General features: G+C 70.9%; 10 protein-coding genes. All 10 read right to left on the bottom strand.

Annotated features, from left to right (window positions below; translation table 11 throughout):
• Positions 1 to 66: 66 nt before the first annotated feature.
• The 10 genes from ACYVF7_RS41095 to rhaS all read right to left on the bottom strand — a co-directional run bounded on the left by ACYVF7_RS41095 (position 67) and on the right by rhaS (position 19,618).
• Entirely contained in the window at positions 67 to 4,002 is a 3,936-nt protein-coding gene (locus tag ACYVF7_RS41095; protein ID WP_460351401.1) for a family 78 glycoside hydrolase catalytic domain, read from the bottom strand.
• Positions 4,003 to 4,028: 26 nt separating this feature from the next.
• Positions 4,029 to 6,092 carry a family 43 glycosylhydrolase gene (locus tag ACYVF7_RS41100; RefSeq protein ID WP_460351402.1) on the bottom strand — a complete coding sequence of 688 codons (2,064 nt, stop codon included), beginning with the start codon at positions 6,090 to 6,092 and terminating at the stop codon, positions 4,029 to 4,031.
• A gap of 42 nt (positions 6,093 to 6,134) precedes the next feature.
• Positions 6,135 to 7,544 carry an arabinose isomerase gene (locus tag ACYVF7_RS41105; RefSeq protein ID WP_460351403.1) on the bottom strand — a complete coding sequence of 470 codons (1,410 nt, stop codon included), beginning with the start codon at positions 7,542 to 7,544 and terminating at the stop codon, positions 6,135 to 6,137.
• A 68-nt stretch (positions 7,545 to 7,612) separates the two neighbouring features.
• Entirely contained in the window at positions 7,613 to 10,765 is a 3,153-nt protein-coding gene (locus ACYVF7_RS41110; RefSeq protein ID WP_460351404.1) for a family 78 glycoside hydrolase catalytic domain, read from the bottom strand.
• Positions 10,762 to 13,356, bottom strand: coding sequence for an alpha-L-rhamnosidase-related protein (locus ACYVF7_RS41115; RefSeq protein WP_460351405.1), 2,595 nt, complete (start codon positions 13,354 to 13,356; stop codon positions 10,762 to 10,764). The genes ACYVF7_RS41110 and ACYVF7_RS41115 overlap by 4 nt, the downstream gene beginning before the upstream one ends.
• Positions 13,357 to 13,452: 96 nt before the next feature.
• Positions 13,453 to 15,504: a bifunctional aldolase/short-chain dehydrogenase gene (locus ACYVF7_RS41120; RefSeq protein WP_460351406.1), complete on the bottom strand. Its 2,052-nt coding sequence runs from the start codon at positions 15,502 to 15,504 to the stop codon at positions 13,453 to 13,455.
• 38 nt (positions 15,505 to 15,542) lie between these two features.
• Positions 15,543 to 16,979, bottom strand: a complete 1,437-nt coding sequence (locus ACYVF7_RS41125; RefSeq protein ID WP_460351407.1) for a BNR repeat-containing protein — start codon at positions 16,977 to 16,979, stop codon at positions 15,543 to 15,545.
• A gap of 4 nt (positions 16,980 to 16,983) precedes the next feature.
• Positions 16,984 to 18,147: an L-rhamnose isomerase gene (gene rhaI / locus ACYVF7_RS41130; protein ID WP_460351408.1), complete on the bottom strand. Its 1,164-nt coding sequence runs from the start codon at positions 18,145 to 18,147 to the stop codon at positions 16,984 to 16,986.
• A 19-nt stretch (positions 18,148 to 18,166) separates the two neighbouring features.
• Entirely contained in the window at positions 18,167 to 18,487 is a 321-nt protein-coding gene (locus tag ACYVF7_RS41135) for an L-rhamnose mutarotase (RefSeq protein WP_460351409.1), read from the bottom strand.
• A 60-nt stretch (positions 18,488 to 18,547) separates the two neighbouring features.
• The gene (gene rhaS, locus ACYVF7_RS41140) at positions 18,548 to 19,618 is read right to left on the bottom strand and encodes a rhamnose ABC transporter substrate-binding protein (protein WP_460351410.1); all 1,071 of its coding nucleotides are present in this window, start codon (positions 19,616 to 19,618) and stop codon (positions 18,548 to 18,550) included.
• Between the last annotated feature and the right edge of the window lie 16 nt (positions 19,619 to 19,634).

The following is a 19,634-nucleotide window of genomic DNA, read 5'->3' on the forward strand; positions in this document are numbered from 1 at the left end:
GGGGGGCGGACTCCGCCCTCCCCACCGGCGACCGGCGGGCGCCGGCCGTGGTTCTTACGGGAGACCTCAGGAGGAGTAGCCCTCCACCTCGATCACCCGGCTGTACTTGTGATCGTTGGAATCGCGGACGACGACCCGCAACGCCGACGCCTGGACCGGATCGACCGTCCGCTCGACGACGCCGGCGGTGTTCCCGCGCACGGTCGCGAGCGTCTGCCACGTATCACCGACCCGCGCCTCGAGGTCGAAGTCCCGGATCCCGGACTTGGCGGCCGAGGACTTCGCGCTGTTCAGTGTGAAGACGCGGACCCGGCCGAGCGTGACCGGGGCGTCCCAGGTCGCGGTGAGCGTGTCGGGCCACTCGGCGGCGGTGTCGTCGTTCCAGCCGCCGACGCCGTTCAGCCAGACCTCCGAGTCCGTGCCGCCATCGTTGGTCCAGGCCGGGTCGGAGCCGCTGTGGGTGCTCGAGGCCGACATGGTCGCGAGGCGGACGAGGTTCCCGGTCACCGCGACCGGCGCGGACGCGCTGTCGTCGCCGGCCGTGAGCGTCACCGTCCCCGACGTGGCACCCGCGTCCTCCTGTTTCAGCGCGACCGGGATCTCGGCCGAGCCGTGCGCCGGGACGCGCACCGGCGTGCCGGGCACCGTCGCCGCGAAGCCGGACGACGCCGTGGCGCGCGGCCGTACGGTGACCGCGTCGTCCTCCAGGTTGGTCACCCGGAACCGCGCGGACGCCGGGTGGCCGGCCACGACCGGGACGTTCACCCCGAAGGGCGGCTCGACGGCGAGCTGCGTCCGGTCCGGGGGGACCGCGGACGCGGTCGTCACCGTGAACGACCAGTGCCCGGAGCCGACCTGGTAGACGCCGTAGCCGTTCTGCGCGCCGATCGACGTGGCACCGGCGGGCGCGGCCACCCGGTCGCCGCCGAGCAGCGGCACCTCGACGCGCGCCGGGGCGCCCGGCGGGACGGTCACGTCGAGCCGGAGCGTCCGGCCGTCGCGCCGCCAGGAGCTGGCGACCTCGCCGCGCGGCGTCTCGTACGTCCCGCTCGCGCGGGTGAGGTCACCGACGACCGCCGGGCGGATCACCAGGTTCGTGTAGCCCGCGCCGCCGTCGGCCTGCCGGATGCCGGCCAGGCCGGCGTTGAACCACTCGTCGATCGCGCCGAGCATGAAGTGGTCCTGGGAGCCGTAGCCGGTCGGGCCGTCCCAGTACTCCGTCAGCGTGGTCGCGCCGTGCACGACCTGGTAGCCGTAGCTGGGCGCGGTGACCTGCTGCGCGACCTTGAGCAGCACGTCGTCCCGGCCCGCCGCCGACAGCACCCGGAACACCGAGGGCAGCGCGATCTCCCCGACGGTGAGGTGGTACCCCTTCGCCTCGATGCCCTTGACGAGATGGTCGGTGACGGCCTGCCGCTGGTCGGCGGGCACCACGCCCATGTCCAGGGCGAACGCGTCGCTCGCCTGGCTGCCCGAGCCGTACGCGCCGTCCTTGAGGTACTTCGCGTTGAACGCCGCGCCGATCTTCTGGGCCGCGCTCTCGTACCCGGAGGCGTCCTCGCCGAGCAGCTTGGCGATCTTCGCGAGGGCGACGGCGTCGCGGTAGTAGCCGTAGCTCGCCGCGAGCCCGACGGGAGTGGAGGAGTCGGTGGTGGCCCAGTCGCCGTAGCCGTAGTCGAGCAGGTTCCCGCTCGCCTTCGACGTCAGGTAGTCGAAGTACTTCCGCATGGCCGGGAAGTAGGTGCGCAGCGTCCCGGCGTCGCCGTACGACTGGTAGTGCTGCCAGGCCGAGAGGATGATCGCGCTGCCCCAGTTCGGGTCGTCGCGGGCCGCGCCGCTGAAGACGACGTATTCGGGCGCGATGTCGGGCACGTGCCCGTCGGGCAGCTGCGCCTCGGCGACGTTCTGGAGGAAGTCGCGGTAGTACGCCTCGACGTCGAAGTCACGGGCGACCGAGCCCTGCACCAGGTGCGTCTGCTCCAGCCAGCCGAGCTTCTCCCGGTCCGGGCAGTCGGTGAGGATGCTGAACATGTTGCCGGCGATCGACGCCTGCGTGATCTGGTGGATGTCGTTCAGCAGCAGGTCGGAGCTGGCGAACGTGCCCGCGGTCGCGTTGCCGGCCCGCAGGACGACCGCCTCGGCCGTGTCCTTGTCCGGCGCCGACGGCAGGCCGGTCACCTGGAGGTACCGGAATCCGTGGTAGACGAACCGCGGACGCCAGGTCTCGTCGCCGTTCCCGGAGAAGGTGTAGTGGTCCTCGACCGGCGGCTGCCGGCTGCCACCGGCGATCATGGTGCCCTGGTCGACGAGGCCGTCGTCACCGAGCCGTTCCCCCGGTGTGACGGTGATGGTCGTGCCGCGCGGGCCGCTGACGTGCAGGACCGGCCAGCCGGAGACGTTCTTGCCCAGGTCGAAGACGTACGTTCCGGACTTCGGCCGGGTGATCCCTACCGTGTGCTCCCGGCCGACCGGGACGATCGGCGGGGACATCCGCGCCGCCACGGCGATGCCCGGGTCGGCGGTCTCCGCGGCGGCCTTCCAGCCGCTCAGGTCCGCGCCGGTCCGGTCCCAGCCGGGCTGGTCGCGGCGCGCGTCCTCGTCCTCTCCGCCGTACCACTGCGAGAACGTCGTCGGGCCCAGGTCGGTACGCCAGGAGCCGTCGGTGGCGATCCGCCGCGTCGTGCCGTCCTTGAGCGTGACCTCGAGCTGGGCGAGCAGGCGCGGCGGGCCCTGCGCGCCGACGTACTTGGTGTACCGGTCGGCGGTCGGCGCCACGTTGTAGGTGCCGTTGCCGAGCCGGACCCCGATGGCGTTGCCGCCCTTGCGGAGCAGCTTCGTGACGTCGTAGGTGGAGTAGACGACGCGCTTGCGGTAGTCGGTGTTCGGCGGCTCGAGCACCGCGTCGCTGACCGGCCGGCCGTTGACGGTGGCGTCGTAGATGCCGAGCGCGGTGACGTAGAGGCGGGCGCCCCGGACGCCCTTGTCCAGGTCGAACTGCCGGGCCAGCAGCGGCAGCGGCGGGAAGGTCGTGTGGTACGCCGGTGGCGGCTCCTGGCCGGTGACCGTCGCGGCGGTGGCGAGGTTCGCGGCGTCGTTCCCGGTCTGCACGGTGAAGTCGACGGGGAAGTTCGGGGTCTTCTCGTCGTCGGTCATCACGTCGGTGCGCGGGTAGAGCACGACCTGGTCGAAGTGCCGGCTCTGCCCGAGGTCCAGCTGCAGCCAGATGTCGTGGCCGGGATCCTGGGACTTGTACGAGGGGCTGGTGTAGCCGTACGGCGCCTGTTCGCTGGTGAGCGACCCGTCGGTGACGTACGCCGGCTGCCACTTGCCCGGGTAGTTGCCGATCTCGGAGGCGGTGACGGCGGCGCCCTTGGCCAGGTCCTCGTCCGGGTGCGCGGAGTCGGCGACGACGATCTCGGCGAGCTGCAGCCGGGAGACGAGCGAACTTCCCTCGGTGATGGGCAGTCCGAGCTTCGTGACGTCGACCCGTACGTAACGGGCGTCCTGCGCCGGGACCTTGACCGTGACCGGCTCCGGTTTCCGGTTCACCCACCGGTCGTCGCCGATCCACTTGGCCGACCAGTCCGTCTTGGCGAGCAGGCCCATCTCCCACCAGGCGGTGCGGCTCCACGACGACGCGCGGCCCGCGCCGTCCCAGACGCGCACGCGCCACCACACCCGCTGCCGGGACGTCAGCGCCGCGCCCTTGTAGACCGCGCTCACACCCGTGGCGCCGACCTTGCCGGAGTCCCACAGGTCGGGGTGGTCCAGCCGGTCCGGGGCGGTGGCGGCCTGCACCTGGTAGGCGGCCTGGGCCTCGTTCCGGCCGGTCGCCGTGGGCTTCCAGCTCAGCGTCGGCGTCGTGTCGTCGATGCCGAGTGCCGTGTCGAGCGCGTCGGTGCGCAGCCCGGCGACGCCGAGCGGCCCGGTGTCCGCGTGGGCGGGCAAGCCCGGCGTCAGGGCCAGCGCGACCGCGGTCGCGCAGGCCGGGATGAACCTCATAGGGGCTCCTCGTTCTCCAGGTGATGTCAGCGCTCGACGGAGGTGTGGAACTTCAGGTCCCGGGCGGGTTCGGGGGTGAAGTCCGTGCCGCCGGTGCTGATGGCGGAGGCACCGCCGGAGTAGGGGTTCTGGTCGTTGAAGGCGACGCCGTAGCAGCCGGTGGCGGCCGGCGTGCCGAGGCGCAGGGCGTACTGGGCGCCACGCCGCACCCGGACGCCGGGTCGCACGGTCAGGTTCCGGGCGGACCAGCCGATCGTGCTCGCGGGCACGGACGCCGACCACACGGTCGTGCCGGTGGTCCGGTCGACGAGCTCGACGTCGAGGGGATCGGACGGCGGCGTCCGGAGCACCCGGCCGGTCTCGGTGCCGTCCTTGAAGACGGTCACGGCGAGCGAGGTGAGCCGACCCGTACGCCCGGCCGTGAAGCCCTGCTCGCGTCGGGTCGTCCCGGCGATGTCGCAGGTGGTGCGGAATCCGGTCACGCCGCTGGTCTGGTCGAGGGCCCGGATGGGGCGCTGGTGGCCGGAGTGGCCCGGGTCGAGGTGGACCCGCGAGTTCGCGCAGGTCAGTGGCTGGATCGCGCCGTCGGAGCCGAACGAGAGCGGCTGCCAGTAGTAGTTGGCCAGCGCCTCGTTGGTGTGGAAGTCCCACAGGTCGCTGAAGTACAGGTACGTCGGCGCGCCGAGCCGGGAGGGCAGCGTCGCGACCTGCGCCGGCTGCCCGCCGCAGGAGTCATCGCTGATCTTGATGCCGCTGGTCGGGACCACCCACCGGGAGAAGTCCCCGGAGAAGTCGTCCGACAGCAGCGTCCGGCCGTCGGCCGAGGTGACCTTGACGTTGTCGAAGCGGGCGGACTCCAGGTTGGCGCCGTTCCACTCGCGGAAGCCGACCTTGCCGGTGGCGTACGTGGTGTCGGTGTAGCTGTCCACCTGGACGCCGTCGATGGACGTGGTCAGCGTCGCGCCCGTCGCCGTGACGGCGACGTGGTGCCACTCCCCCGCGACGATGGGCTTGTTCAGCGTCACGACGTGGCTCGCCTTGGTGGCCCCGGCCCGCTGCAGCACGCTCAGCTTCCCGTTCGCCGTACCGGAGCCGGTCAGCAGGAACAGGTAGCCGTAGTCGTCGCGGTTCATCCGCACCGAGAACCCGGCCTGCGCCGACGTCCCCGAGGAGGTGGCCAGCGGCGCGACGTCGAAGGAGAACGTGTAGTCGCTCCAGTCCTCGCCCTGCTGGGACAGCCCGTACAGCCCGCCGCGCGCGGTCAGCGCGCCGTCCTCGGCCGTCCACGCGTCGCGTCCACGCCACGGGCCGAGCGGGCTCTTCGCGGTCAGGTAGGCGGTGCCGGTGCCGGTGCAGTACCCGCAGTTCGGGTCCGACATCGTCAGGTAGTACGTGCCGTTTCGCTTGAAGATCGACGGTGCCTCCACGCGGGTGACGCCGGTGATGTCGTACGGCCCGGCGGCGCGCAGGTAGTCGGCGGTGAGCTGGATGACCGCGATGTGCCAGCCCGCGTTGCTGCAGGTGAGGTAGCCCGTCCCGTCGTCGTCGACGAACACGGCCAGGTCGGCGGTGCAGTGCGTCTGGTCCGGGAGGTCGGGGACGGGCTGCTCGGTGAAGGGCCCGGTCGGCGTGCGGCTCGTGTAGACCCGGAACTTGTCTGCGGCGTCCTGGTCGTTGACCCACATGACGTACCTGCGGGTCGCCTGGTTGTAGACCACGTGCGGGCGGAAGCAGTACCGGCACGAGCGCGGCGCCGCGACGAGCCCGCGGTCGGTCCAGTGCGCCAGGTCGGGCGACGAGTAGACCTTGAAACCGCAGAACGTGTCGTTGTTCTGCCACTGGTAGCCGCAGTCGTAGCTCGTGCCGTACAGGTAATACGTCCCGCCGAACCGCGCGATCGCCCCGTCGTGCGCGTCGACCGCGTTGCCGTCGGTGTCGAACCGCACCACCTGGTTGCCGGCCGCGTCGAAACTGGTCAGATCCGTGTCGACCGCGGCCCGGGCGGGCGCCGTGACGACCAGCAGCCCGCCCAGCGCCATGGTCAGTGCCAGCATGAGGCGGATTCCGCGCATGCCGAAGAAACTCGCCACACCATCTCCTATGCGTGAGTCCCCCGACCCGGAAAAGAACTGCTAGGCGCGTACGTCGATCAGTTCCACCTCCAGGAGGTCCGCGAGGGCGCGCAGGTCGGCGATCCGGCGGCCCGTGCCGAGGGCCCAGTGGTGGGAGATTCCCGTGGCGCTCCAGGCGTCGGTCCAGTCCCCCGGGTCGCAGCCGAAGTCGACGCGCGAGGTGGTGTTGCCGATCTGCAGCAGCGGCCCGTCGACGACCTCGCCCTCGGAGGCGACGAACGCGAACCGGCCGTCCCGTCCCTGGCGGATGCCGAACGCCGTCACCGGCCCGTGCTTGACGTCGAACTCCACCGACACGCCCCAGCCGCGCTTGCCGTGGTAGACGCCCAGGCCGCGCAGCAGCGGCTTGGAATCGCTGATGGCCAGGTGCGCCGGGCCGTCGTGGCCCATCTCGACGTGGCCCCGCTGGAAGTCCAGCGCCTGCAGCTCGGTGAAGGAGCCGCCCGCGCCGAGCCGGTCCATGATCAGCATGGCGAGGGAGGTCCGCAGCTCGTACTCGCCCGCGGCCGGAACGCCGCGCGCGGTCAGCAGGGACGCTCCGAGGATCATGCCCGCGCCGAGGCGTTCGTGGATCTCGCCGTCCAGGCCCCGGTGGTAGTAGGCGAGGCTGTCCAGCTCGAAGTCCTCGACGAGCCGGTCGAGGCCGACCGCGACGCGCGCGGCCCAGGAGAAGTCCTCGTCGTTGACCGAGTCGGCCAGCTCGAAGATCTCCGCGGCCTCCTTCTTCTTGGCCTCGGCCTCGGCGTCGGTGACCTTCTCCACGCGGACCCGCAGGTCGTCGAACTCCAGCACCTCCATGTGGCCGCCGAAGTTCGCCGGCACCAGGGTCAGGTCGGTGGAGACGTCGAGCATGCCCGGGTACAGGTGGCCCATGAGGCCGTGCCTCCCCCGGCGCAGAGCCGCCCGTACGCCCGCGGCCCGCACCCAGCGGCCGATCTTCGCCCAGGCCCGCTCGTCCTCGACGTACCCCGACACCGAGCGGAACGGGACGCCGCAGCGCTGGAACGCGTTGGCCATCTCCGGCAGCGGGCAGGCGCCGCAGTAGGCCAGCCACTGGCCGGTGTCGAAGGTCGCGTGGTCCATCGACTCGGTCGGCTGCAGGTTGATCAGCAGCACGGGGGCGCCGCTGCGCTGGGCGATCGGCACCAGCATCGTCGCGGTCATGTACGTCGTCAGGAACCCGACGATGAGGTCGCAGCCCGCGACTCGCAGCTTCTCCGCGGCGGCGGCGCCCTCCTGGGCGTCGGAGATGAAGCCGACGTCCACGACCTCCGCCCCGAGCTCGCGCATCCGCTCGGACACGCGTTCGGCGGACCGCTTGAGCTGCGGCAGCAGGTCGGGGAACTGCGGCCAGTACGCGCCGAGCCCGCCCGCGACCAGACCCACTCGGACCTTCGTGTCGACGGTCATCTTCCTCTACCTCCTTTGAGACGGCGGGCCCGCGGCGGCCGGTGCCGCGAGCCCGCCGTCGGTCTCTGTCAGGCGCGGGTGCTGAAGTGCCAGCGGCCCGAGCCGACGGTGAACACGGCGTTGCCGTCCTGCATGCGCACGAACCGTGCGCCGTCCTGGGTGACCTGACTCGCGTTCCCGGCGGGCACCCACACCTCCGCGGTCGTGTTGACCGGAACGGTGGCGTCGAGGGTGAACCGGCCGCCGGAGACCGACCAGCGGCTCGCGATCTCGCCGTAGTCGGACCGGTAGGTCGCCGACGCCCTGGTCAGGGATCCGCCGGGCCTCGGGTGGATGACGACGCTCCGGTAACCGGGCGACGCCGGGGCGATGCCGGCGATGTTCTGGTACATCCAGTCGCCGACCGAGCCGAGCCCATAGTGGTTGAAGGAGTTCATGCCGGGGTCGTTGAACGTGCCGTCCGGCTTGATGCCGTCCCAGCGCTCCCAGATGGTGGTCGCGCCCTTGTCGATCTCGTAGCCCCACGACGGGAACGTCTTCTGCTCCAGCAGCCGGTACGCCACGTCGGTGTGCCCGGTACGGGTCAGCGTCGGCAGCAGCTCACCGGTGCCGAGGAACCCGGTCGTGAGGTGCCCGCCGTGGGCGTCGATGTTCGCGACCAGCTTGTCGGCGGCGGGCTTGACCTGGCCGTCCGGCAGAAGGTTGCCGGCGAGCGCCAGGACGTAGGCGGTCTGGCTGCCACCGCCGACGGTGCCGTCGGACTTGACGTACTTCGCGTCGAACGCGTCCCGGATCTGCCCCCACAGCGTGCGGTAGGAGGCCGCGGCGGCGTGGTCGCCGATCGCGTCCGCCATCTGCGCGACCAGGTCGGTCGAGTGCGCGAAGTACGCGGTGCCGATCAGGTCCTTCGGGGTGTCGTCGTTCACGTTCAGCCAGTCGCCGTAGCCCTCCGCGGGCCTGATCAACCCGGTGCTGTGCGCCTTCAGGTAGTCGATCCACTTCCTCATCGCCGGGTAGCGGTCGCGCACGACCTGCAGGTCGCCATAGCGCTGCCAGAGCGTGAACGGAATGATCACGCCCGCGTCGCCCCAGCCCGCCGTGCCCGAGCCCCCCGCGACGGCCGGGGCCACGTCGGTGAACGCACCGTCGGCGGTCTGGTCGTCGGCCAGGTCGGTGGTGAACTTGGCGAGGAAGCCGTCGGCGTCCATGTTGAACGTCGAGGTCGGCGCGAACGCGGCGATGTCGCCCGTCCAGCCGAGCCGCTCGTCGCGCTGCGGGCAGTCGGTCGGGACGCTGAAGAAGTTGCCCTTCTGACCCCACACGATGTTGTGCTGGATCTGGTTCACCAGCGGGTCGGAGGTGGTCAGCGTGCCGTTGGCGGGAGCGTCGGCGTGCGCGACGACGCCGGCGACGGCGTCCAGGCTCGGCGTGCCCGGATAGCCCGTGACCTCGACGTACCGATAACCGCGATAGGTGAAGCGCGGCTCGTACGTCTCGGTGCCGTTGCCCTTGAGCGTGTAGCGGTCGGTGTCGACGGCGCCGCGCAGGTTCGTGGTGTAGAGCGTGCCGTCCGGGTTCAGCACCTCGCCGTTCCGCAGGGTCACGGTCGTACCGGCCGAGCCGGAGACCGTCAGGCGGTTCCAGCCGACCATGTTCTGGCCGAGGTCGAAGATGAACACGCCCGGCTTGGGCTCGGTCCGCTTCACCGGGTGCAGCACCGTGTCCTGCCGCACCGGCGGACCGGCCTGGGCGACGAGGTTCGGCCGTACGGTGGTGTTCACCGTGACCGGCTTCCAGGCGTGGTCGTCGAAGCCGGCGCCGTCCCAGCCGGCCTGCTCGTTCCGGGCGTCATAGGTCTCGCCGGCGTAGATGTCGGACGAGGCCAGCGGACTGGCGGTCGCCTTCCAGGAGTCGTCGGTCCCGATGGTCTGTGAGGTGCCGTCGGTGAAGTCCACGCGGAGCTGGGCGAGGAACCACGGCTGCTGCCCGTAGATGTGCGAACCGGCGAAGCCGATGTTCCCGGAGTACCAGCCGGGCGCCAGCAGCGCCCCGATCGCGTTGTTCCCGCGGTGCAGCATCGTGGTCACGTCGTAGGCCTGGTACTGGACGCGCTTGTTGTAGTCCGTCCAGCCAGGGGTGAAGTCGTCATCGCCGACCCGGCGGCCGTTGAGGTGCGCCTCGTACAGACCGAGCGAGGTGACGTACAGGCGGGCCGCCGCGACCGGTTTGGCGAGCTGGAATCCGTGCCGTAGGTACGGCACCGGCGGCGACGGCTGGACGACCTGGCTCCCCCACGGGCCCGAGCCGTACGCGGCGGCGTCCTTGGCCGCGGGCCAGGAGGAGTCGTCGAAGCCCGGCTTCTCCCAGCCGTCCGGCACGGTCTGCGCGGCCTTGAACGAGCCGTCGGTGACGACGTCGAGCGGGTCCGCGCCGGAGCGTTCGACGTGCAGCCGCCCGACGATGCCCGCGGGGCTCACCGAGGTGTTCACCGCCTGGATCGCGATGGTGTTGGCGCCGGGATGCAGGACGGAGGTGAGGTCCGCGAGCTGTCCCTGCTTCCAGCTGTCCGTGACCTGCGGCGACGACGCGACACGCGCGCCGTTGACGTACAGGACGAAGCCGTCGTCCGCGGTCAGGGTGAACAACGCCTTGCTGATCGAGGCGGAGCCCAGGTCGACGGTGCGGCGGAAGTACCGGGTCGAGGCGGGCTCGCTGGACGCCGGGTCGCCCTCCGGGTACCAGATCCAGTCGGCGCCGGTCAGGCTCGGCGTCGTGTCCGGACTGCCGATCCAGTTGGCCGTCCAGTCCTGCTGAGCCAGGCCGGTCTCGAAGAGCGACGTCCTGCTCCAGCCCGAGGGCCTGCCCTGGGCGTCCCAGACGCGGACCTGCCAGTAGTACCGGTGGCCGGACCGCAGCGCGGGCCCGCCATAGGACACGTCGACGGACTGGCCGCTCGTGACGCGGCCGCTGTCCCAGACATCGGCCGCGCGTGCCTTGGTGCCGACGGCCACCTCGTAGGCGGTCTGGGACTGGCCGCGCGCGGTGGAGTCCAGCCGCCAGCCGAGGCGGGGCTTGGCGGCGTCGATTCCGATCGGGTTCGTCTCACGCTCGGTCGTCGTCGCCGTCACCCGTACGGGAGAGGACGACGACGCGAACGCCGGCACGGCGCCGGTGGTGATGACAGCGGTCAGGACGGCGAGGGCGGAGAGGGTTCGTCTCATCGGTCGGTCACCTGGACCGTGTGCGAACCGGCGCGGACGCCGTGCAGCGTGATGTGGCCGCCGTCGTTCGTCGCCTGGTAGGCGAGCGCGGCGGCGCCGTTCCAGGCGACCTTGCCGTCGACGTGCACGGTGACCCGCTTTCCGCCGGTCGGCACCGCGATGTCGCCGGAGGTGCCGGCCGGGGCCGTGACGGCGAGGGTGAGGACGGCGCCGTGACCCTGGGTCCAGGTCACCTGCAGCGGGCCGTGCGGGGTGGGCAGCCGGCCGCGGGCCCACGTCACCGAGCCGGGGTGCGGCTGCACCGCCCAGGTGGCGAACCCGGGTCCGGTCGGCACGGCGCCGAGCAGGTCGTTGCTGAGCGCCGGGACGACGCCCGTGGACCAGCCGTGCGCCATGGAGGTGTAGGCGCCCTCGTACAGGGAGCCGTTCTCGCCGATGCCCTCCCAGTCCGTGATGCCGGGGTCGTGGTTCGTCATCCAGCCGTAGAGGCGCTTGATCTCCTCGATCGCGGAGTCGGCCTGACCGGACCGGAAGCGCGCCTGGATCTCCGGGTAGGAGGTGAACGCGTAGACCCGCTTGCTGCCGTCCGACACGAGCGTGTCGTTGTCCATGAAGGCGTTGCCGTACGGCTGGGCCGTCGTCTTGGCGAGGTGGCCGAGCGCGGACACCGCCTGCTCCGGGGAGGCGACTCCGGCGACGATCGCGATGCCGTTGCCGTCCTGGCCGTGGCGGACCGCGCCGGTGCCGGAGTCCAGGTAGGCGCCGGTCGTGGCGTCCCACAGGTAGGTGTTGATCGCCTTCGAGACGGTCTGCGCGCGCTGCTGCCAGCGGCCGGCGTCGGCGGGGTGGCCGAGGGCGCGGGCCAGGCCGGCCGCGTCGTTCAGCGCCTGGACGTAGAGGGCGTTGTAGTAGGTGACCTCGCCGGTGCGGGGCAGGAACGCGTAGTCGCCGTAACCGCCGGTGCCGTTCAGGCCCTTCGCCAGCAGACCGTGGGAGTCGGTGACCGACGGGTACCAGGTGTCGAGGGTCTTGACGAGGTTCGGGTAGTACTTCGCGGCGTACCCGGTGTCGCCCGAATAGAGCACGTAGTCCGAGCTGGAGGTCACCCACCACAGCGGGTAGTCGAACAGCGGGAGCGTGTAGTTGCTGATCGAGGCGGGTGGGATCCAGCCGTCGGCGCGCTGGTGGTCGGCCAGGTCGGCGAGGACGTTGCGGGCGGCCTCGGGCACCGCGTGGGTGAGGTAGTCGGTGCGGCCCGACACGGCGACGTCGCCGACGTACGGGTCGCGGTCGCGTTTGGCGCCGTCGTGCAGCACGAGCTTGCCGTCCAGGGACGGGCTGTCGGCGTTCCGCGGCTCGACGTCGGTCGGGCGGAACGTGTCGGTGACCAGCTCGTTGGTGTAGGACGCGTTGTACCAGTACTGGTTGAGGGCCGGGTCCGAGGACTCGAACCAGCCCTTGTACGTGCCGGGCGCGCCCGGGAGCGCGGTCGACTGCAGGGTGACGTCCGTGAGCTTCACCGTGCCGTACGGCTCCGCGGCGGGCGCGTCGCCGTCCAGCGCGTCCAGGCTGATCTTGAGGTAGCGGAAGCCGTGCAGGCCGTCCGCGCAGACCTTCGTGCCGTTCTGGCAGCCCTTGGTGTCGGTCCAGGTGGTGGACTTCTCCGGCGGGGCGTACTGGTCGGTGCCCGGGCCGCCGGCGAAGTCGGAGCGGGTGAAGTCGGACCGGTCGGTGAGGTACTGCCGGGTCTCGGAGAACGCCAGCCGTACGCCGGGATGGTCGGCCGAGGCTCCGCGGAACCGGATCTTCGGGTAGCCGACGACGACCTTGCCGAAGTCCAGGGTGACGCTCGCCCGCGCCGGGTCGGTGACGACGCCGGGCCAGACCTCGTTGATCCGGGTGAAGTCCCCCCTGGAGCTGGGCTGGTCCTTGGTGACGGTGATCCGCACCCGGTCCGCGGTGACCTCCTGCGGGAACGACACGGCACGCTGCACGTCGGTGTTGCCGGTCACCGTCGCCTGGGTGACCCAGTCCGTGCCGTTCCAGGTGGAGACGGTGAAGTCCATCGGGACCCCGTCGCTGTTGGACAGCACGGTGATCCCCGGCAACTTCACCGGGGCGGGGCTGGTGATCTCCAGCCAGGCCGGATAGGTGTCGGGGTTCGCGTCGTTCCAGAACGTCTTGGCATCGCCGTCGACGGCGTGCGCGGGCTCGTACGAGGTGGGAGTGCCGTCGTTGCCGCCGTTCGCGTCGTGGTACGAGGAGGCCGTGGCCGTCGTGCCGGACGGCCAGGCCGGCTTGGGCTTCGGCGCCTCTCGGTGCAGGGTGGTCGTCCCCTCGCCGAGCAGGCCCTTCGGGTTGGTCACGTCGCCGTCGGTGGAGACGACCCGGACCGGCGACACCTCCGGGTGGGAGGTCCCCTGGACGTAGTGGCGCCAGTTCGGTGGAGGGAGCTGGGCGAGCGCGTTCGCGGCCCGTGAGTCCGCGCCGGCCCGCGCGGGCGACGTCACCATGATCGTAGTGCTCGCGCCGAGCGCGAGGCAGGCGAGGACGTGCAAGGGTCGTCGTCGAGCGTTCGAAGGCAGTCGCATCCCTGGGCTCTCCCTCTCTGGGATCCGGCGGATTGAGCAACCCCGATAGGTGCGGCCGTGGGGGCGGCGCGTGGCGGCGCGCCGCCCCCTGGCGGTTCAGCGGAGGAAGGCGGCGGCCACTCCGGCGTCGACCGGGACGTGCAGTCCCGTGGTGTGAGTCAGGTCCCCGCCGGTGAGGGCGAAGACGGCGTTCGCGACGTGCTCGGGCAGCACCTCGCGCTTGAGCAGGGTGCGCTGGGCGTAGTACTCGCCGAGCTTCTCCTCCGGCACGCCGTACACCGCGGCGCGCTTGGCACCCCAGCCGCCGGCGAAGATGCCGGAGCCGCGGACGACTCCGTCGGGGTTGATGCCGTTGACGCGGATGCCGTGCTTGCCGAGCTCGGCGGCCAGCAACCGGACCTGGTGCGACTGGTCGGCCTTTGCCGCGCTGTAGGCGATGTTGTTCGGTCCGGCGAACACGGCGTTCTTCGAGGAGATGTAGACGATGTCGCCGCCCATGACCTGCTCCATCATGACGCGGGCGGCCTCGCGGGAGACGAGGAACGAGCCGCGGGCCATGACGTCGTGCTGGAGGTCCCAGTCGGCGACGGTCGTCTCGAGCAGCGGCTTGGACAGCGACAGCCCGGCGTTGTTGACGACCAGGTCGACGCCGCCGAAGGCCAGCACGGCCTCGCGGAGCGCGGCGGCGATCTGCTCCTCGTCGGTCACGTCCACGGCCACCGCGACGGCGACGTCCGAAGCGCGCAGCGCCGACGCGCCCAGCTCGGCGGCGACCTTCTCCGCCGCGCCGGCGTCGCGGTCGGCGACCACGACGCACGCGCCCTCGGCGGCCAGCCGCCTCGCGGTGGCCGCGCCGATGCCGGAGCCGCCGCCGGTCACGAACGCGACGCGGGTGGCGAGGGGCTTGGGCTTCGGCATGCGCCGCAGCTTGGCCTCCTCCAGCTCCCAGTACTCGATGCGGAACTTCTCCGACTCCGCGATCGGCGCGTACGACGAGAGCGCCTCCGCGCCGCGCATCACGTTGATCGCGTTGACGTAGAACTCGCCGGCGACCCGGGCGGTCTGCTTGTCCTTGCCGAAGCTGAACATGCCGACGCCGGGCACGAGCACGATCGCGGGGTCCGCGCCGCGCATGGCCGGGCTGTTCTCGTCGGCGTACCGCTCGTAGTAGGCGCGGTACTCCTCCCGGTACGTCCCGTGCAGCTCGTGCAGCCGATCCCGTACGTCGTCCAGCGGGGCGGTCGGCGGCAGGTCCAGGACGAGCGGGCGGACCTTGGTGCGCAGGAAGTGGTCCGGGCAGGAGGTGCCGAGCGCGGCGAGCCGCGGGTGCTCGGCCCGCGCCACGAAGTCCAGGACCTCCGGGGAGTCGGTGTAGTGGCCGACCTGCGGCCGGTCGGTCGAGGCCAGCCCGCGGATCAGCGGGAACAGCGCGGCGGCCCGCTCACGCCGCTCGGCCTCCGGCAGCGGCTCGTGGATCACCGCGCCGAACGGGTCGGGCCGGCCGTGCTCGGCGATGTACGCCTCGGCCGTACGGATGATCTCCAGGGAGTTGGCCTGGCACTCCTCGGTGGTGTCGCCCCACGCGGTGATGCCGTGGCCGCCGAGGATCACGCCGATCGCCTGCGGGTTGTCCTTCTTGATCGCCGCGATGTCGAGGCCGAGCTGGAAGCCTGGCCGCCGCCAGGGCACCCACGCGACCCGGTCGCCGAAGACGCGGCGGGCCAGCTCCTCGCCGTCGGCGGAGGTCGCGATGGCGATGCCGGAGTCCGGGTGCAGGTGGTCGACGTGAACGGCGTCGACCAGGCCGTGCATGGCCGTGTCGATCGACGGCGCCGCGCCGCCCTTGCCGTGCAGGCAGAAGTCGAACGCGGCGACCATCTCGTCCTCGCGCTCGACGCCCGGGTAGACGTTCACCATCGCGCGCAGCCGGTCCAGGCGCAGCACCGCCAGGCCCGACTCCTTGAGTGTGCCGAGGTCGCCGCCGGAGCCCTTCACCCACATCAGCTCGACGTCGCCGCCGGTCACCGGGTCCTGCGTGACGCCCTTGGCGGAGGCGTTGCCGCCGGCGTAGTTCGTGTTGCGCGGGTCCGAGCCGAGCGCGTGCGCGCGCTCGAGCAGCTGGTCCACCTCGGGCGGGTTGCCCGTCATTCGAGTCACTCCTTGGGTGTTCGTGGTACGGCCGGTGGTCACCGGCGCGCGCCGATCCGGAAGTCGATGACCCGGACGGCCGACGGCGTCGTCCCGGTCGATTTCTGCTGGTACATGAAGGACAGGAGTCCTTGGGAGCGGAGCCGGGAGGCGTCGACGTCGACCTCGCCGAAGGCGTTCAGGTCCTTCGCGTCGTACAGCGACTTCCAGTCCGTCCAACCGCTCGCCTTGCTCGCCGCGACGATCCGGCCGAACGGCATGATCACGTACGCGTTGTCGCCCCGGTCGAAGACGATCTTCGACCGGCCGGTGGCGTTCAGCGGCACGGGGATCTGGGTCTTGTGCCAGGCCCCGGAGGAGTCCCGCCACAGGTGGTAGTCCCGCCCGTAGGCCGTACGGTCGGCGACGTAGTTCGTCACGCAGGACTTGGACTCCTCCGGCACGTAACTCTCGATCACGTGCGGGCGGCCGGCGGAGTCGACGGCCTGGCCCTCCTGGTTGATGAGTCCGCGGTCGACGCCGATCGGGTCGACCGTGAGCCCCGGCGCGTCGATCGACACGGGCGCGGAGCCGGTGGCGCCGACGGCCCGTCCGGCGCTGTTGCGCCAGGTACGGCCGCGGTCGTCGCTGTAGATGTAGCCGATGTCGTGGTTGTCCAGCCCGCCGGGGGCGCACAGGACCTTCTGGTCGCCCTCCCGCCAGGTGAACGCGACGGACAGGCGGCCGTCCGGGCCGTAGTCCAGGCCGTGGACGTACATGTTGCGGGTCGTGCTGGTCACGCCGTTCGCGGTGTAGTTCCCGGTCGCGCTCGACCACGTGCCGACCTGCCGCCACGTCCCGCCGTCGTACTCGGCGAGCTGGTTGACGCCGTTTCCGGAGCCCTGGCCCGTCCGGTACACGAACTGCAGCTTCTTCTCCGGCGTGACGATGAACTGCGGGTACGTGATGTTGCCGAGGTCGAGACCGCCGAGGGTCTGCCGCACCGGCCCGAAGTCGCTCGCGTCCCACTTCCCCGGATGGTTCGCCAGCCCCGCGACGGACTGGACGTAGAAGACGGGCGTGTTGTGGGTGTCCATCGCGATGTGGATGCGGCCGTCGCGCGGCGAGATCCCCATCGAGATGACGTTGTGCGAGTCGTCGGTCGTCAGTTGGTGCGGCAGCGTGATCGTCTGCCACGCGCCCTCCGGCGCGCGCCGCCGGGCGATCTTGACGTAGCGGTCCGCGTGGTACCAGGCGACGTACTGGTAGCCGCCGTAGGTGAGGATGCCGCTCAGCTGGAACGGGTCCTGGTTGACCAGCCCGTCGTAGGACACGAAGTAGATGCCGGACGGGTCCAGCAGCGTGTCGCGCAGCACCCGCGCCGAGGGCCCCGACCGGGTGGCCGACACCGCCGTCGCGGCGCTCGCCGGCGCGGCGTCGACCAGGCCGCCGGCGAGCGCCGCGACGGCGGCCACGGCCAGTGCCTTGCGGAGCATCAGGTCACGCTCCCCAGCCGGCCGCCTGGCCGTCCTTGCGGCCGTCGCGGATCGTCTCGAAGTACCCGGACCGGGCGTAGGCCGCCATCGGGTCCGGGTCCAGGCCCATCTCCGCGCGCAGTTCGGCGAGCAGCGGCCGGACGTCGGTGTTGTAGGCGTCCATGAACACGGCATTCGCGCCGAGCACGTCGCCCGCCTGCTGGGCCGCGCGCAGCGCCTCGACGTCGATCAGGAGCGCCTTGGCGGTGGCCTCCTGGACGTTCAGCACCGAGCGGATCTGGCCGGGGATCTTCGGCTCGATGTTGTGACACTGGTCGAGCATGAACGCGATCTCGTCGGTGTATCCGCCACCCTGGATCACCTGGTCCATGATCCGGTACAGCTGGAACGGGTCGGCGGCGCCGACCATCAGGTCGTCGTCGGCGTAGAAGCGGGAGTTGAAGTCGAAGCCGCCGAGCTTCCCCTCGCGCAGCAGGAACGCCACGATGAACTCGATGTTCGTGCCCGGCGCGTGGTGCCCGGTGTCGACCACCACCTGAGCCTTCGGGCCGAGCTTGAGGCAGTGCGCGTACGACGTGCCCCAGTCCGGCAGGTCGGTGGTGTAGAACGCCGGCTCGAACAGCTTGTACTCCAGCAGGAACCGCTGGTCGTCGCCGAGCCGCTCGTAGACGGCGGCCAGGGCCTCGGCGAGACGGTCCTGCCGGGCGCGGATGTCGTCCTGGCCCGGGTAGTTCGTGCCGTCGGAGAACCACAGCTTCAGGTCGCGCGAGCCCGTCTCGTCCATGATGTCGACGCACTCGAGCAGGTGCTTCAGCGCCTTCTCGCGCACCTTCGCGTCGGGGTGGGTGACGCTGCCCAGCATGTAGTCGTCGTCCTGGAAGACGTTCGAGTTGATCGCGCCGACCTGGACGCCCCGGTCGCGGGCGTGCTGCGCCAGGGCGGCGTAGTCGTCCACCTTGTCCCAGGGGATGTGCAGCGCGACGGTCGGCGCGATGCCGGTGTACTTGTGCACCTGCGCCGCGTCGTCGATCTTCTCCTGCGGCGTGCGCGGCACGCCCTGCTGGGCGAAGACCTTGAACCGGGTGCCGGAGTTGCCGTACGCCCAGGACGGCGTCTCGATGCGCTGGGTCCGCAGTGCCGCCTTGACCTGGGCGCTGTCCGTTGTCATTGTTCGTGATCCCCGATCGTCAGTCGAGATGGAAGACTTCGTCGAGCCGCAGCAGGCCCTCATCCGGGCGCTGTCCTTCGAGGTCTTCGAAGAACGGCGCCATCTCCGCCTGCCAGCGGGCGTTCACCTCGGTGTGCTCCATGGCCGCGCGCGCCGCGTCGAAGTCGTCGGTCTCCAGGTAGCCGACGAGCAGCCCGTCGTCGCGCAGGAAGATGCTGTAGTTGCGCCAGCCGGCCGCGCGCAGGGCGGTGAGCATGTCCGGCCACACCGCCTGATGCCGTTCGCGGTACTCATCCAGCCGGTCCTGCCTGACCTTCAGCAGGAAACAGACGCGCTGCACGGGGGCTTTCCCTCCCGCGACGGCGCAGGGCCGCGCTCGGCGGCCCTGCCACCGATCGCCTCAGAAGTTGTACTGGTCGATGTTGCTCTTGTCGAAGACCGTCGGCGGGCCGAGGATGACCTCGCCGTCCTTGCCGATGGTGCGCTCGCCGAGCTTGCCGGCCTTGAACTTCTCGCCCTCCGCGCCGGTGATCTGCCCGGAGGCGAGGGCCGCGGCGGCGTACGAAGCGAGGTAACCGAGGTTCTTCGGGTCCCACAGCTCGAACTTGCCGACCGTGCCGTCCTTGACGAACTTGCGCATCTGGTTCGGCGTGCCGAGGCCGGAGACCGCGACCTTGCCCTTGTACTTCGAGCCGGAGATGTAGCGGGCCGCGGCGGCGATGCCGACCGTGGTCGGGGCGATGATGCCCTTCAGGTCCGGGTAGGCCTGCAGCAGACCCTGCGTCTGCTGGAAGGACTTCTGGTCGTCATCGTCACCGTAGGCGACCTTGACCAGCTGGATGCCGGAGTACTCCGGCTTCTTCAGCTCGTCCTTCATGAAGCCGATCCAGGTGTTCTGGTTCGTGGCGTTCGCGGTCGCCGACAGGATCGCGATCTTGCCCTTGCCGCCGATCAGGTCGGACATGACCTTGATCTCGCTGCGGCCGATCTCCTCGGAGCTGGCCTGGTTGATGAAGACGTCGCGGCAGTCCTTGGACGCGTCGGAGTCGTACGACACGACCTTGATCTTGCGGGACATCGCCTGCTTGAGCGGACCGCAGACGGCGTTCGGGTCGTTGGCCGCGATAAGGATCGCGTCCATCCGCTGCTGAATCAGCGTGTTGATGTAGGAGATCTGCGAGGACGCGGACGCGTCGGACGGGCCGACCTCCTTCGCGTCGCCCCCGTACTCCTTGGCCCCGGCGATGCCTGCGTTGTCGACGATCGTCTCGTACGGGTTGTTGACCTGCTTGGGCAGGAAGGCGACCTTCAGGCCCTTCTTGAGCGGCGCGTTCGGGTCCGCCTTGGCGCCGCTCGTCGCGGCGCCCTTGTCGTCGCCGGACGAGGACTTCTTCGTCGTACCACCGCAGGCGGCGGCACTGACGGCGAGGGCGGTGGCGATGGCCACGGCCGCCAGGGGGCGCTTGATCATGAGGGGTTCCTTTTCC

The organism is Actinoallomurus acanthiterrae, assembly GCF_054775715.1.

Excerpts from the sequence above, each read along its gene's own strand:
- ACYVF7_RS41095 (WP_460351401.1), bottom strand. The coding sequence starts at position 4,002 with ATGAGGTTCATCCCGGCCTGCGCGACCGCGGTCGCGCTGGCCCTGACG.
- ACYVF7_RS41105 (WP_460351403.1), bottom strand. The coding sequence starts at position 7,544 with ATGACCGTCGACACGAAGGTCCGAGTGGGTCTGGTCGCGGGCGGGCTC.
- ACYVF7_RS41110 (WP_460351404.1), bottom strand. The coding sequence starts at position 10,765 with ATGAGACGAACCCTCTCCGCCCTCGCCGTCCTGACCGCTGTCATCACC.
- ACYVF7_RS41115 (WP_460351405.1), bottom strand. The coding sequence starts at position 13,356 with ATGCGACTGCCTTCGAACGCTCGACGACGACCCTTGCACGTCCTCGCC.
- ACYVF7_RS41120 (WP_460351406.1), bottom strand. The coding sequence starts at position 15,504 with ATGACGGGCAACCCGCCCGAGGTGGACCAGCTGCTCGAGCGCGCGCAC.
- ACYVF7_RS41125 (WP_460351407.1), bottom strand. The coding sequence starts at position 16,979 with ATGCTCCGCAAGGCACTGGCCGTGGCCGCCGTCGCGGCGCTCGCCGGC.
- rhaI (WP_460351408.1), bottom strand. The coding sequence starts at position 18,147 with ATGACAACGGACAGCGCCCAGGTCAAGGCGGCACTGCGGACCCAGCGC.
- rhaS (WP_460351410.1), bottom strand. The coding sequence starts at position 19,618 with ATGATCAAGCGCCCCCTGGCGGCCGTGGCCATCGCCACCGCCCTCGCC.